The sequence below is a fragment of the Maribellus comscasis genome (assembly GCF_009762775.1).
In the GTDB taxonomy this organism is placed as follows: Bacteria; Bacteroidota; Bacteroidia; order Bacteroidales; family Prolixibacteraceae; genus Draconibacterium; species Draconibacterium comscasis.
Genome location: NZ_CP046401.1, coordinates 2240511 through 2254958 on the forward strand (window position 1 = coordinate 2240511; position 14448 = coordinate 2254958).

General features: G+C 39.0%; 14 protein-coding genes. 6 read left to right on the forward strand and 8 right to left on the reverse strand.

What is annotated here, in order from left to right:
- Positions 1-3 precede the first annotated feature (3 nt).
- The 3 genes from asnS to GM418_RS08915 all read right to left on the reverse strand — a co-directional run bounded on the left by asnS (position 4) and on the right by GM418_RS08915 (position 4641).
- Complete coding sequence (gene asnS / locus GM418_RS08905; RefSeq protein WP_158865233.1) at positions 4-1440, reverse strand: asparagine--tRNA ligase; 1437 nt, start codon at positions 1438-1440, stop codon at positions 4-6.
- A 268-nt stretch (positions 1441-1708) separates the two neighbouring features.
- Complete coding sequence (locus GM418_RS08910) at positions 1709-3070, reverse strand: Gfo/Idh/MocA family protein (RefSeq protein ID WP_158865235.1); 1362 nt, start codon at positions 3068-3070, stop codon at positions 1709-1711.
- Positions 3071-3108: 38 nt separating this feature from the next.
- Entirely contained in the window at positions 3109-4641 is a 1533-nt protein-coding gene (locus tag GM418_RS08915) for an SUMF1/EgtB/PvdO family nonheme iron enzyme (protein ID WP_158865237.1), read from the reverse strand.
- A gap of 492 nt (positions 4642-5133) precedes the next feature.
- Between GM418_RS08915 and GM418_RS08920 the strand changes: the two genes are divergently transcribed.
- The 6 genes from GM418_RS08920 (at position 5134) to GM418_RS08945 (ending at position 10256) form a co-directional block, all read left to right on the forward strand.
- Entirely contained in the window at positions 5134-5835 is a 702-nt protein-coding gene (locus GM418_RS08920) for a ComF family protein (protein WP_158865239.1), read from the forward strand.
- Positions 5836-5910: 75 nt separating this feature from the next.
- Positions 5911-6783, forward strand: a complete 873-nt coding sequence (locus tag GM418_RS08925) for an AraC family transcriptional regulator (protein WP_158865241.1) — start codon at positions 5911-5913, stop codon at positions 6781-6783.
- A 31-nt stretch (positions 6784-6814) separates the two neighbouring features.
- Positions 6815-7450, forward strand: coding sequence for a GyrI-like domain-containing protein (locus GM418_RS08930; RefSeq protein WP_158865243.1), 636 nt, complete (start codon positions 6815-6817; stop codon positions 7448-7450).
- Positions 7451-7600: 150 nt separating this feature from the next.
- Positions 7601-8026, forward strand: a complete 426-nt coding sequence (locus GM418_RS08935) for a globin domain-containing protein (RefSeq protein WP_158865245.1) — start codon at positions 7601-7603, stop codon at positions 8024-8026.
- A 107-nt stretch (positions 8027-8133) separates the two neighbouring features.
- Entirely contained in the window at positions 8134-9189 is a 1056-nt protein-coding gene (locus GM418_RS08940) for a hypothetical protein (RefSeq protein ID WP_158865246.1), read from the forward strand.
- Between the two features lie 20 nt (positions 9190-9209).
- Entirely contained in the window at positions 9210-10256 is a 1047-nt protein-coding gene (locus GM418_RS08945) for a rhodanese-like domain-containing protein (protein ID WP_158865248.1), read from the forward strand.
- A 124-nt stretch (positions 10257-10380) separates the two neighbouring features.
- Here GM418_RS08945 and GM418_RS08950 read toward each other — a convergent pair whose 3' ends face one another.
- From GM418_RS08950 to GM418_RS08970, 5 genes are all read right to left on the reverse strand, one after another.
- A complete protein-coding gene (locus GM418_RS08950; protein WP_158865250.1) occupies positions 10381-11175 on the reverse strand; it encodes an SDR family NAD(P)-dependent oxidoreductase in 795 nt (264 codons plus the stop codon).
- Positions 11168-12157: an NAD-dependent epimerase/dehydratase family protein gene (locus GM418_RS08955; RefSeq protein WP_158865252.1), complete on the reverse strand. Its 990-nt coding sequence runs from the start codon at positions 12155-12157 to the stop codon at positions 11168-11170. The genes GM418_RS08950 and GM418_RS08955 overlap by 8 nt, the downstream gene beginning before the upstream one ends.
- 53 nt (positions 12158-12210) lie before the next feature.
- On the reverse strand, positions 12211-12954 hold the full coding sequence (locus GM418_RS08960; protein WP_158865254.1) for a CPBP family intramembrane glutamic endopeptidase: 744 nt from the start codon (positions 12952-12954) through the stop codon (positions 12211-12213).
- A gap of 154 nt (positions 12955-13108) precedes the next feature.
- A complete protein-coding gene (locus tag GM418_RS08965) occupies positions 13109-13729 on the reverse strand; it encodes a porin family protein (protein ID WP_158865256.1) in 621 nt (206 codons plus the stop codon).
- A gap of 1 nt (position 13730) precedes the next feature.
- Positions 13731-14420: an SIR2 family NAD-dependent protein deacylase gene (locus GM418_RS08970; protein WP_158865258.1), complete on the reverse strand. Its 690-nt coding sequence runs from the start codon at positions 14418-14420 to the stop codon at positions 13731-13733.
- Positions 14421-14448: the final 28 nt, after the last annotated feature.

Genomic DNA, 14448 nt, shown 5'->3' on the forward strand with positions numbered 1-14448 from the left:
ACATCAGAACTCGGCATTTTTTGGCGTCCGGGGGAAAGCGATTACATCACGAATATTTCCCATTCCGGTAACAAATTGGATAAACCTTTCAAACCCAAGGCCAAAACCACTGTGAATTACCGATCCAAACCTTCGTGTGTCAAGATACCACCACATTTCTTCAGCAGGGATATTCATTTCCTTCATTCGTGCTTCAAGTTTCTCAAGGCTTTCCTCTCGCTGAGAACCACCAATTATTTCTCCAATTTGCGGGAACAAAACATCCATGGCCCCCACGGTTTTACCATCGGCATTTTGTTTCATATAAAAGGCTTTAATTTCCTTTGGATAGTCGGTTAAAATTACCGGACATTTAAAGTGTTTTTCTACGAGGTAACGCTCGTGTTCACTTTGTAAGTCAACTCCCCAATCAACAGGGAACTGAAATTTTTTCTTTTTATAAGGCTTTGAATTTTTCAGGATTTCAATGGCCTCAGTATAGGTAATTCTGACAAAATCGTTGTTCAGAACAAACTCCAGCTTTTCGATTAAATCCATCGAACGCTGATCCTGAGGTTTATTTTTTTCCTCTTCCTTTAAACGATTACCCAAAAACTGCAGGTCGTCCATACAATTTTCAAGTGCATATTTAATTAAAGATTTCAAAAATTCTTCTGCCAAATCCATGTTATCTTTTAAGTCGTAGAATGCCATTTCCGGTTCAATCATCCAGAACTCGGCAAGGTGGCGGGTTGTGTTTGAATTTTCCGCCCTGAATGTTGGTCCGAATGTATAAATTTCACCTAAAGCCGTTGCACCTAGCTCACCTTCCAGCTGACCGGAAACGGTAAGATTGGTTGGTCGTCCGAAAAAATCCTGCGAATAGTCAACACTTCCTTTATCTGTTAGTGGCGGGTTTTTCGCATCAAGAGTTGATACCCGAAACATCTGACCGGCTCCTTCAGCATCGCTGGCTGTGACGATCGGAGTGTGCAGATAATAAAATCCTTTTTCATTAAAATATTTATGAATAGCAAATGCCATCGCATGCCGAACACGAAAAACGGCTCCAAAAGTGTTTGTACGAAAACGCAGGTGTGCATTTTCGCGCAAAAATTCGAGTGAATGTTTTTTGGGTTGAATTGGAAATTTTTCGGGATCTGCTTTTCCCAGAAGCTCGATCGTTTCTGCTATTAATTCCACTTTTTGTCCACTCCCGGCTGATTCCTCCAATTTACCCATTACGGAAAGCGATGCTCCTGTATTAATTTCACGCAGGATTTCATCGTCAAAATTATTAACATCAGCTACTATTTGCAGGTTATGAATTGTAGAGCCATCGTTTAAAGCAATAAAATTTACATTTTTACTACCTCTTTTGGTTCGTACCCAACCTTTCACAAGTACTTGTTTGCCTGTTTCCCCATTTAGCAGGATGTTCTTAATTTTTTGTCTTTCCATAATCTTTAATATTCTTAAAACATGTCTTCAGAAATAATAAAGCACAAAAGTACATTTTATATGCAACATAGCTTAACGGGAAAATTAATTAATCCGTTTTTCTTGACGAATTGATAAAATAAAAGAGCCCTCTGCCAAGTAACAGAAGGCTCAACTCCCAAATTGATTGATTATACCTTCAACCAGGGAAGGAATAAAAATCCCCAGTAGAACTTTCATTCACCGGGGAATATTTTATGTACTACAGTCTGTTTATCAAGTTTAAACTTTAACCTCTTTCCAGGGTTCCTGGAACAGGAACTTCGGCGTCTTTCATATAACCAATATCACCCATTACATAAGTATCCGGGCCAAGTTTCATATCTGAATTCATCATTTCGTCAAATGTAACTTCTTTTCCGGTGTAAGCCGAAACACGTCCCATAATAGCAACCATTACTGAAGTAGCAACATTTTCTGCTTCGTTAAACGGAATACTTTGACGTATACAGGTAATCAGGTTTTTATGTTCCTGTACATACGGGCTTGTTTCTGATCCCTCAGCAACAAATAATTCAGCGCCGGTTGCATCAACAATTTTTGGATTATGTCCATCAGTTGTTGCAATCGCTTTTGTTCCGTGGAAAATTTCGTAAACTCCGTTTGAACAGCCATTAATCTGGCGGCAGGTACTAAGAATGTGCATACCGTCATCGTAAATATAATCAACAGCAAAGTTGTCATACTGGTCGCCTGTCACCCTGCGCTGACGCGAACCAAAACCAAGTGCTTTTACCGGATGTTTACCTATGTACCAGTTAGCAACATCAATATTATGAACATGCTGTTCTACGATATGGTCACCTGAAAGCCAGCACCAGTTAACCCAGTCGCGAATCATCCATTCCATTTCGCTCCAATCCGGATTATTATCACGATGCCATAATTTACCACCATTCCAGTAAACTTCACCTCCGGTTATTTTACCAATCGCATTATTGGTTAATTCTTTATAAAGATTGATGTATGAGTGTTCGTGACGACGCTGTGTCCCTGCAACAACTACCAAACCCTGGCTCTCGGCCATCTTTGCAGCGGCCAAAACCTGACGTATCCCAACAGGATCAACAGCCACAGGCTTTTCCATAAATACGTGTTTGCGTGCTTTTACAGCAGCTTCAAACTGTTCAGGACGAAATTTTGGAGGAGTTGCCAAAATAACGATGTCAACACCTGAATCAATTACTTTTTCATAAGCATCAAATCCAATAAAACAGTTTTCTTCAGGTACTGCGTCTCTTCCGGCATTTTTAATTTTTTCATTACAACTGTCAAGTCTGTCTTTAAAAACATCACCCAAAGCTGTTACTTCTACAGTTGTTCCACCAGCTTCCAAAAAGTTAACAGCTGCACCTGAACCACGTCCACCACAACCAATAACTCCTGCTTTAAGTACTTTTCCTTCCGGAACCTGATCCAGCATTGGTGGGAAATTATAATCTCTTGGAACCCAGTCGTAACTACCTCCGGCGGCTGCTGTACCACCACCGGTAGCGCATGATGTAAAAGTTCCAACTCCCATTGCACCGGCTGCACCCACAGCTGCTGCTCCGGTTAAAAATTTTCTTCTTGAAAAATTATTGTTACTCATAATAAAATGTTTTAGTTGAATTTAGGATTCTAAAATTATTAATTTTTTCCGGTTTTTTCATCAAATTCGCAAACAACTCTAAAACTTATGTAATTGCAGTCGGACAACCACCAAATACTTTTTGGCATTTGAGGATCGGTTTTTAACCACGCTTCAGATTTTGTATAATCCCGGGCTGCACTCCTGACATCACCAATTTCACTGTTAAAATATCCACCCCGTATTACATGTTCCTCTCCTGACGCTGGTCCTCTTGGATCCAAAGCGCCATCCTGTAGCTTTTCGTAAGCATCTTCTGCGTACCAATCCAAACAATATTCAGCTGCGTTGCCCAGCATATTTTTCAATCCAAACGGATTTGTTTCCACTGAACCGGGTTCCTCAGTTTTAGCCTGGCTGTTACCATCAAAAACTACATAATTATTGATTACGTCACTGGTTTTACCGAAAAGGCTACCGATAAATCCTTTTTCTGCAAAATCTTTTGGCTCCCCTTCAAAGAAGAATGGAGTTTCGGTACCGCCACGGGCTGCATATTCCCACTCTGCTTCGGTTGGTAAGCGGTAAGTTTTACCGGTTACCTGAGACAACCATTTACAATAAGTCTCAGCAGAATGATAACTCATTGTAATTGCCGGACGATCTCCCAAACCCCAGTTCTGGTCGGGTTGTCCGTACGGAGGAGTCGGTCCTGAGATTGCATCAACATCCTGTTGGGTGCGTGTTCCTTCGGTATCTGTAGATCTGCCTTCCGCTGCCGTAGCACTGTAGAAAGTCAGATACTCATCCCAGCTTACCTCTATCTCGGCCATAAAGAAAGGACTAACTTTAACTTCCCTTTGTGGGCCTTCATCGGGCCCGCGAAGCTCTTCTCCTTCCGGGCTACCAATCTTAAATGTTCCACCCGGAATCGCCTTCATATTAAATGAAAGTGTTGTTCCCGGAACAGTTTCTGTAAAATCTTCGTGTGTGGTAACATTTGCAGCTTCTGCAAAAATTTCCAGGTTTTCATTACCTGTACTTCCAAACTCAACATTTTTTGCATGCAAAGCATTGGGATCGTAATGTCCAACATGTAAGTGGCAGTTAATACACCTTAGCTCCTCTTCGTTCTGCGAATAATATAAATGTGCATCCTGTCCTTCCTTGGTTAATGTAAGCGGGAACAAATTTTCGTGGCAATGAACACATGATTCTTTGAAAACATGCTTTTTTGCATATTCCAAAGTTGATTTTTCTTCCCAGTTAAAATCTGCGCTATCTTTAAAAACATAACCATAAGCGTCTCTGGCGAAAGCTTTCATTTTTTCGGGTAAATACCCTTCTCCTTTTGGCGGAAGGTGACAATCGACACATCCAATATGAATTCCAACACGTGTATCATAATGAACAGACAATTTCCATGAATCAAAAACATGCGGATGAACGTGACAAACTTCACATGATTCATTTGTAGATGTTTCTTCTATAACTTTCAGAGACAATAAACTTATTATTATCCCTAATACAAATCCTATAAAAATTATTAGAAGGATTTTCTTTCGTAAATATGAGCCTAATCTTTTGAGCATTTTTTAATTGGTTTAGTAACTCTGGTTCCCGGTTATTGCAAGCCGCAAATTTAATAAATTAACGCAGGCAATATTACAATTTCTATTGAATATTTAATATTTTGAAGCATAAAATTCCCTTCCAACCAGGTCAAAAAAAAACTTTATTAAAATAAAGACGACAAATATGCGAAAATCACCTACAAAAAAATAAAATGAACACACAGAAGTTTGCAAAAATTAAACTAAACTTCTTCCGGACATAAAAAAGAAAAAAGGTTGCCTTGTGATAAGACAACCCGGGAACAATTTCAAGAAAGAATTAGAGAGGTGGGAAAATATTTTCAATAATCTAATCTATTGAAGTATTTAAAAACAACCGCAAATTAGGGCTTTTAATTTTATTTTAGTTTACAATTCAATTAATTGACTGTTACAGATTTGTTAAACAACAAAAATACTTTTTAGGAAAAGTCCCGACCGTGGGAATAAAATTCTTTGTATCTTTTCAAAATGAAACAGTTAGCCCAAAATATAGACGATCTACTTGAGTTATTTTTCCCATCGCTTTGTATAACCTGTGAAAATCGGCTGGCCGGCGGCGAAAGATTTTTATGCTTTGATTGCTGGCAGGATTTACCGGTAACAAACTTTCACCTCAACGTTGAAAACAAAGTAGCCCAGCTTTTTTGGGGAAGAGTGCAAATCCATTCAGCCACTTCCTATTTTTCCTACAAGAAAGGCAGCAGATATCAAAAACTCATTCATTTTATAAAATATAAGGGGATGAAAGAACTGGGATTTGAAATAGGCCAGCGGTTTGGATTTATTTTAAAGGAATCGGAAAACTTTTGTAATGTTGATTCTGTTGTTCCGGTTCCGTTGCATCCCAAAAAATATAAATCGCGTGGCTATAACCAAAGCGAATGGATAGCCCGGGGGATTTCAAAATCAATGGGAATTCCAGTTTCAACCCAAAACTTATACAGAAAAATATTTACTTCGACACAAACAAGGAAAAACCGTTTTGAACGCTGGCAAAATGTAGAGGGTATTTTTGGAATAAAAAACCCTCAGGAATTTGAAAAAAAGCAGATTTTATTGATTGACGACGTGGTAACAACCGGTTCAACACTCGAAGCCTGTGCTTTCCAACTGCTCAAAATTAAAGGTGTAAAGGTGGCCATTGCCACACTCGCTTTTGCCGATATCTGATTTTTAATTATTAGCAAGAATGGAAAACGCTGTTTTATAATATTGCTCTATTTTTGAACCGTAACAAGCAGAGCAATGAATGTAAAAACCAAAACCCGGGATTATTATTTTGAACGAATTAACAAAGTTATTCATCACATAAATAATCATTTGGATGAAACCCTGGATGTTTCCAAATTAGCGGAAATAGGAAATTATTCCCCGTATCATTTCCACCGGATTATGAAAGCTTATCTCGGAGAGCCGCTTGGAGCATACATTCAGCGCCTTCGGCTGGAAACCGCAATTAGTCTTCTGTTGTATTCCAACGAACCCGTAAACAACATTGCCTACAACGTGGGGTACGAAACACCGTCGTCGTTTAACAAAGCTTTTAAAAAAAGATACGGCATTTCCCCTGTCGAGTACCGGAAAAACAATGAACTCACGCTGAAGTCGGAACACTCAAAAATAAAATTCAACGCCATGGAAAACCTAAAAAGCTTACAACCAAAAATTAAAACGGTAAAACCCAAAACAGTCGTTTATGCCCGGGCAATTGGAAATTATAACTTAAGCGCAGAAAAAGCCTGGAAAACTGTTTGTGAATTTGCCAAAACAAAAAAACTGTTTGGTTTTAAAACTGAATTTATCGGAATCAGTCATGACGATCCTAAAATTACAGAAGCAGAAAAACTCAGATACGATGCTTGTGTTGCGATTTCCAAAAACATCGCTCCGGAAGGAGAAATAGGAGTGCAGGAAATTCCGGGAGGTGAATATGCCGTGTTTACTCACAAAGGCCCCTATGAAAAACTGGAAAACACCTACGCCTATATTTTTGGAAAATGGCTATCAGAAAGCGGAAAAGAATTAAGAAATGTTCACAGTTTTGAAAAATATTTAAACGCCCCCGAAAATACAAAACCCGAAAAGTTACGTACCGAAATATACATCCCTGTTCAGTAAACACAGCAACAACAATTTTAAAATATTCAACATGAAAAAAATAGATTTCAAAAAAGAATACAAAGAACTGTTCCGTCAATCAGATAAAAAAGTATCGTATATTGTTTCACCTGAGTTAAATTACCTAACAATTGAAGGGAAAGGACATCCGGAGAAAAACACCGGATTTGAACAAAAAATCGGCGCACTTTACGGTGTTGCTTACACATTAAAATTCATGTTTAAGAATCCGGACTTTCAACCACCCGAATATTTTGACTTTGTAATTCCCCCAATGGAGACCTTCTGGTATATGAATGACTGTGATGGTTTTGATGTCAATCGCCCGAATGACTGGCGCTGGACATTGTTGCTGATGCAGGCAGGTTACATAACTCCCCCACACATTGAACACGCCAAAAATGAATTGATAAAAAAGGGAAAAACAAATGATTTTACAAAAGATTTACAACTCAAAAAAATAAAAGAAGAAAAGGCTGTTCAGCTTTTGCATATCGGGCCTTATAACCAGGTGGGCGAAACAGTGGAAAAACTGATGAAAGAGCTGGAATCAAAAGGGCTGGAACCTTACGGTAAATATCGGGAAATTTATTTAAATGATTCCCGCAGGGTTCCGCCTGAAAAGCTAAAGACCATTTGCCGCTTACCTTTCCGGGAGAGCCTTTGAAGACCATAAAAACACACTTCCCTAAAATCGCCCCAACACAAAGTAAATAAACAACTTACACTTCAATAAAAAAGCCATAAGTTTACATTTATTCAAAATCGTTCAACCTCTTAGCTTTCCATTTGTTTTAAAAGTGAAATTTTAATACAAATGGAATTTATCATTTCAAAATATACTCCGGGTAACCGTCCTGATGTTCAACTGCCTTCTTCAAAAATGTTTTCCATGTTAGGCGAGGAAGGAATTCGCGAATTGGTATTCGAGCATTATGATCTTCTTGCAAAAAGTTCAATAAAAGACCTTTTCCCCCAGGATAAAGCAGGTCTTGAGAAAGCAAAAAAAAATTCATCCGATTTTTTTATTCAGGTATGTGGCGGGCCAATGTATTTTACAAAACACCGGGGAAAACCCATGCTGTACAAACGGCACCTGCCCCATAAAATTACAGCTGAAGCACGGGAAGTTTGGCTCAATTGTTATAAAACAGCACTCGGGAAACGTAATTTACCGGAAGATGTTTTACAATCATTCTGGCATTATCTGGACATTTTTTCCATTTGGATGGTAAACGCATAAAAATAATTTCCCCGCATTTTCTGTAATCCCAAAAACATAAACAATTAATCGTTTGTATGTGTTAAATGACTGTAAATAATACGATTCATCAATTAAAACTTACAATAATGAAATTTACACATCTGATTTTGATTATGGTTGCTGTTATCGGCTTGAGTTCATGCAACCAAAAGCCTTCGCAGCAAAGTGAGGAGGCAAATGTGAAATATTACAGGCATCTCCAGTTTAGTGAAACTCCCTGGGACTTGGAGCAGGGGACACACCCTATTTCTGCTGACGAGGCAAAAAAAATAAACAATTACAAATTTACCTGGAATGACGATGACCAGCTGGTTTCAATTGAATACAACAGAGGCGGTGTCTCACTCGGATATTCCGGCTTAAGAGCAGCTAAGGTAACCTATACCTACGAAGGCAATAAACAAATAAAACATTTTTATGACGAGAACGGGGAGCCAACCCAAAACGGTGGAGCATCTGTTTTTGAATATACCCTTGATGACAATGGAACAAGGATTGCCATGCGTTTTTTGGATGAAAACGGAGAACCGGTGGATAACCGAAATAATATCCATAACTACAAATGGGCAAAACTCGGTAACGGAATGATTCAGGAGTTGCGTTACAATTTAGCAGGCGAAGAGGTCATTATGAATCCGTTTTGTCCGTTCTACGAGCTTCGCTTTAGCTACGACAATAACGGCTATGTAACACGAATGGCAAACTACGAGGCTGATACTTTATACGACTGTACCGCGGAGAACTGTGGTGATGTTGGTGTTTCTTATTTTCTGTTTGAAAACAGCGAAAGTGGCGACCTGCTTACTTTTTCGGTTCACAATACTGTAGGGCAGCTATCAAATTTGTACTGGGGTTGGGCAAAGCGTAAAAATGTAGTCGATGAAAACGGGTATGTTGTAGAAGTAAATATGTACGATCAGGACGATGAATATTTAGGCGGGAAAAGTGTTCCTGTAACCAAAAACGAATACAACGAACACGGAGCCCTGGTCAAAAGTATTTCGTTAAATGAAGACAAAAATATTGTAAATAACCCAAACAACGGTGTCGCCATTGTTGAATACAAATACGATGATAATGGGCGAAGAATTGAAACACTTCGTTACGACAAAGACATGAATCCGGTTGAAAGCAACAGCTAATCATTTCTTACCCAAAAAATATGGTTCAACTAAAATTTATTTCAAAGATTTTCCTGCTTTTGTTAATGCTGAGTATGTTTTCCTGCTCCGGCAATCAACAAAAAAAAACAGGTGAACAGACAAACCTTCAGGCTGCTCCCGAAGCAAAAGTCAAAATAAATCCGGATGCAAAAAAGTTGCTTGATCGACTTGTAGAAATGGGGGATTATGCAAATAGTCGTGATATTCCGTCGTTAATAGATCCTTCTTCGGTTTATGAGGAACTGGATAGTAGTATCCTGATTGTAGATATTCGTCTGCCCGAAATTTTTGTAAACGGACACATAAAAAACGCTGTAAATGTCGAATTTGAGAATTTGCAGGAATATTTCAAAAAAGATATTGATCCTTCAGCGTTTGATAAAATTGTTATGGTTTGTTACGCCGGCCAGGGTTCAAGTTATGCAACATCGCTTTTAAGGCTTGCAGGGTATAACAACGTTTATGCTATGCGCTGGGGAATGAGTGGCTGGAACAAAGACTTTGCTGAAGGTTCGTGGCTTGATGCAATTTCTTCCGAATATGAAGATAAACTGGAAACTACAACAAACGAAAAAGCACAAACCGGAGATTTCCCGCAATTGAATACGGGAAAAACTACGGGTGAGGAAATACTGCAATCCAGGCTGGACTCTTTGTTTGCACAGGGATTATCCATCGCGCTTGCTTATGCCGATGAATTATTTGAACAGCCCGAAAATTACTATACTATAAATTACGACCGACGCGATAAATATGAGTCGGGGCATGTTCCGGGAGCAATCCGTTACAAACCGGGCGGGACACTTGGAATTGTCGATGAAATGCAAACCATCCCCACAGATAAGCAAGTAGTGATTTACTGTAATACCGGACACAACTCCGGATTTGCAACAGCGTACCTTCGTTTGTTTGGGTTCGATGCCAAAACATTAACTTACGGAAACAATGCATTTATGCACGACAAAATGGTAAACGAAGAAAGTACACTTTCGTGGCTGCCGTTTACTGAGGCCGATATTGAAAATTATCCTTATGTAGAAGAATAAATACTCAGGATTAATCAAACAAAAAATACCGGATAAAACTTGTCTTTAATCCGGTTTTTTTTGATATCATTTATCTTTTTGAAAGCTTTATCCGGTTCTTTTCCAAACAAAGTATCTATGGCGTTTAGGAAGTTTTTGAAAAAATCCGGCCAACAATACGTAGTAATAATCCCTGCGGCAAAACAGAACCAAGCAGATAATAAAATTTTGTTGCCCCGCCCGGGACAACAAACTTCTTCCCGTTAAGCATGTTTCTCACTGCCGTTTGAGCAACTTCTTCGGGAGTCAAGGTTGTTATACGTGTTAATGCCGACAGTTTCCGAATATTTTTCTTCGTATGCTCTGACGTCACTCCGCTTGGATGAACAGATGTAAGCAAAACACTGGTGTTTTTCAGTTCGCGGTTGAGTGCACGGGTTAAAAACAAAATATATGTTTTTGTAGCAGCATAAACACTCTTGTTTGGCAAGGCAACAAACGACGCAAAACTACTGATATTCAAAATATGCGCGCGTTCGATCTTTTTCATTTCAGGGAGAAACAACAAAGTCAGTAATGTTGTACTTCTAATATTTAGCAGGAGCATTTTATCCACAAGCTCCGGAGCACTATTTTCAAACTCTCCCTCAAAGCCAACTCCGGCATTATTCACCAGATTATTGATTATTATTTCATTTTCCTGTGAAAAATCAAAAACCTTTTGCGGCGAAGCAGTCTGAGTTAAATCAATACCCAGTGATTTTACGTCAACAGCAAAATGCGCTTTTATTTCAGCTATTGTCTCATCAAGTTTGCTATCGGGGAGTGAGACCAAAAACAAATTAAACCCTTTTTTTGCGCATTCCGTGGCAATTGCCCTGCCAATTCCGGAACTGGCACCTGTAATTAATGTATAATATTTCGGCTGTTCTTCACTCATACAAACCCGTTTTTAACCAAGCAATTGTTTTTAACATTCCTTCTCTAAGGGGCGTAATCTGGTAATCCAGTTCGCGAATTGCCTTTTTACTGTTTAAAGGCCGGTGTTGCAAATAACGTTTCACCCAGGGTGGAGTAATCAGTGGCGGTTTCCCAAAGGTTTCAGCCATAAAAAGCTCAAACTTTGAAATACCGAGCATAAACGAAAACGGGATATGAAACATCACCCTTTTTTTTCCTGTCAATTCAGAAAGTATTTTGAAAAAATCGTTGTATGAAACATTCTCTCCTCCCAAAATATATTTCTTGCCGGGAATTCCTTTTTTCATTGCCTGAATATGACCTCTTATCACGTCTTCAATAAACACATAACTTCCCAGCTGGGAGCCATCACCCGGAATAAAACGCCAGCTTCCTTTCAGATATTTTTTTATCATAATGGTAACAGAATTGCTTTTATTCAGAAATCCCGGACCATACAAACGCGGTGGATTAACGATAACAACATCAAGACCTTTTTTAAAATATTCCATACATAAATTTTCGGCCTGTCGTTTTGTTGTTTCATAGTCCGTTAGATAAGTATCCGGCAAAGACGCGGTTTCGTCCACCTCTTCCATTTTTTTTGATTGTGGAAGTGTAGCCGCACTGGAAGTATAAACAACCTTTTTAATATTATTTCTGAACGCAGCCTCCAAAACATTTTGGGTTCCCGTATAATTGGTTTTGTAAGCGAGGGTCTTGTCCTTCGACCAGAGATTGGCATAAGCAGCCAAATGATAGACTACATCGCAACCTGTTATTGCTTTTTCTAAAACGTCGGTTGAAAACAAATCGCCTTTAAAAACCGTGACCCCGTTTTTTGGAATTTCCAGTTTTTCGGGTGAACGAGCCAGTAAATGCACTTCATTCTCATTTTTCAAAAGCTCCTCAAGCAATCGGTTTCCTATAAATCCGGTGGCTCCGGTAATAAAACATTTCACATTTAATCGAATTATGGTTGATATTTCTTAGTTTGAAATTTAAATCCTGATTTTTATCTCGAAGGGATATCAATTGTTTCTGATTTTACAAAACTGAGGTTAGGATTAAGCCGGATTGAAAAATAATCGGAAAATACACTCAACGAGATATGCATAAAAACAGGAATTAACAGCGTCCCTTTTGTCAACGTAAAGTAGCAGGCAATGGCTCCAAATACCAAAGCACCAATGGCCTGGTCTTTTCCGTTCACCATATGAATTGCCGAATAGATCACAACATTAATTGCAATGGCCGGCCAAAATCCAAAATCGTTAAAACATGCATTTAAAAGAATTCCCCGGAACAAAAATTCATAACCAACCAAATACAATGTCCAGCCCACGGCATTAAAAACAAACATTGAAATTGTCCATTCCTTTAATTTGATTTGAAGCGAGTTTCGTTCGGGGTTGACTTTTTGCGTTAAAAACAAAATTGCAATAATTATCCCGGCCAATAGCAGAATAATACTGATGTTTGACCGCAGCAGTGATAAGCTGAATCCATATTTGTCCACGGAATGATCGATAAAAAAATAATACAGAATTCCGGGTAGTAATCCCAGAAAAGCAAAACCTGTGAGTTTTTGTATAAAAAAACGGTAAAGTTCCTTTTGCGACTGATTCTTATATCTTCTTTCCACAAAACGAACTAAAAAGCCGGAGTGTGCTGTATAATAGTACAAATAAAAAAACAGAATAACTCCCACAATAAGAATTGATATTCTGGTTTCGGAGGAACTTAATTGAAAATTCATGGCGTAGCTTTAAATTTACCTGACAAGTTACAAAAATTGTAAGGTATTTCAACCTACGAAATTTAAGAATTCGTTATGAAATCACTGCTTTGAAAAAAATAATTTATTAACAACGATAAGCAGCATCTTAAAACAAAAGTATTATTTATTGCCTTTATCTGTCCAGCCGATAATAAAATGCCAGCGAGATAACATTGTTAAACTGATTGTTCAGCCAATAATAATTTGTAGCGTCTTCACCCGGCAATCCGCGGATAGGCAACACTGAATAAGCTATACGTAAATCCAGTTTTAAGCGATCAAGCATATCAAACTGAAAACCCACAAAAGGCTGTAAGTCGAAGTCATTGAATGCATTTTGGTCTTCCCGCACAAACTCACCGTACTCGTCAAATTCTTTGGCATGAACAAGATATCCCGCGGAAATTCCTCCTACAACTGCACTTCTGTCGCTGGCCCTGAATCCGACAAAGACGGGAATATCGATATACCCCAGCCGCATAATATATTTGTCTGGTTCTTCATCTTTGGGGTTTATTCTATTACGGGCTCCTTTTTGCGAATATTTTATTTCCAGTCCGGCAAAAACTGCTGGAGCAATATCGGTTTGGACAAATGCTCCCGCCAAAATACCGGGCTTATGATATCCTTTATATGAATCACCTTCAACCTGGGTTGCGTTATAACCGGCCAGAATTCCTCCCTGAAAACGTTGCGCCAAAGCCATATTTACGATTAAAATAAATAGTGCCGGTAATAAAAGTCTTCTTGTCATTTTATTTCCATTTTTCAAGTTCTGATTTCAAAATCTCCACTCCTTTGCCCGCTTTTTCCTGAATGTAAGTTACATTTTTGGAAAACAACTGCGGCCGCCCCGGATCAATAACAAAGATAGGAATTTCCGGTTTAGCATAATTTACCAGCCCGGCTGCAGGATAAACCACCAGCGATGTACCGATTACAACTAAAATATCGGCATGCTGAACAATCGGAAGTGCATCGTTTAATGCAGGAACTGCCTCGCCAAACCAAACAATGTGAGGCCGGAGTTGACTTCCCTTTTCGCATTTATCGCCAAGTTTTAGTTCCCAGTTATCAAGCGTATAAACCAAATCAGGATCGATAGTGCTGCGCGCTTTTCTCAACTCGCCATGCAAATGCAACACCTTTTTACTTCCGGCCTGTTCATGCAAATCATCTACATTTTGAGTGACAATTTCAACATCAAATTCATTTTCCAAATCAGCAATTCCGATGTGCCCGCCATTGGGTTTTGCCTCCCAAAGTTGCTTCCGGCGTTCGTTATAAAACCGTAATACCAGTTCCGGTGTTCGTAACCAGGCCTCGGGGCTGGCAACTTCCGTTACATCGTATTGTTCCCATAAGCCACCCATGTCGCGAAAAGTTTTTAATCCGCTTTCCTGACTCATGCCTGCTCCAGAAAGTATAACCAGTTTCTTTTTCATAAAGGGAAAATTGGTTTTGAATCAAAAA

Coding starts and splice junctions, on each gene's coding strand:
- asnS (WP_158865233.1), bottom strand. CDS start 1,440: ATGGAAAGACAAAAAATTAAGAACATCCTGCTAAATGGGGAAACAGGC.
- GM418_RS08910 (WP_158865235.1), bottom strand. CDS start 3,070: ATGAGTAACAATAATTTTTCAAGAAGAAAATTTTTAACCGGAGCAGCA.
- GM418_RS08915 (WP_158865237.1), bottom strand. CDS start 4,641: ATGCTCAAAAGATTAGGCTCATATTTACGAAAGAAAATCCTTCTAATA.
- GM418_RS08920 (WP_158865239.1), top strand. CDS start 5,134: ATGAAACAGTTAGCCCAAAATATAGACGATCTACTTGAGTTATTTTTC.
- GM418_RS08925 (WP_158865241.1), top strand. CDS start 5,911: ATGAATGTAAAAACCAAAACCCGGGATTATTATTTTGAACGAATTAAC.
- GM418_RS08930 (WP_158865243.1), top strand. CDS start 6,815: ATGAAAAAAATAGATTTCAAAAAAGAATACAAAGAACTGTTCCGTCAA.
- GM418_RS08935 (WP_158865245.1), top strand. CDS start 7,601: ATGGAATTTATCATTTCAAAATATACTCCGGGTAACCGTCCTGATGTT.
- GM418_RS08940 (WP_158865246.1), top strand. CDS start 8,134: ATGAAATTTACACATCTGATTTTGATTATGGTTGCTGTTATCGGCTTG.
- GM418_RS08945 (WP_158865248.1), top strand. CDS start 9,210: ATGGTTCAACTAAAATTTATTTCAAAGATTTTCCTGCTTTTGTTAATG.
- GM418_RS08950 (WP_158865250.1), bottom strand. CDS start 11,175: ATGAGTGAAGAACAGCCGAAATATTATACATTAATTACAGGTGCCAGT.
- GM418_RS08960 (WP_158865254.1), bottom strand. CDS start 12,954: ATGAATTTTCAATTAAGTTCCTCCGAAACCAGAATATCAATTCTTATT.
- GM418_RS08965 (WP_158865256.1), bottom strand. CDS start 13,729: ATGACAAGAAGACTTTTATTACCGGCACTATTTATTTTAATCGTAAAT.
- GM418_RS08970 (WP_158865258.1), bottom strand. CDS start 14,420: ATGAAAAAGAAACTGGTTATACTTTCTGGAGCAGGCATGAGTCAGGAA.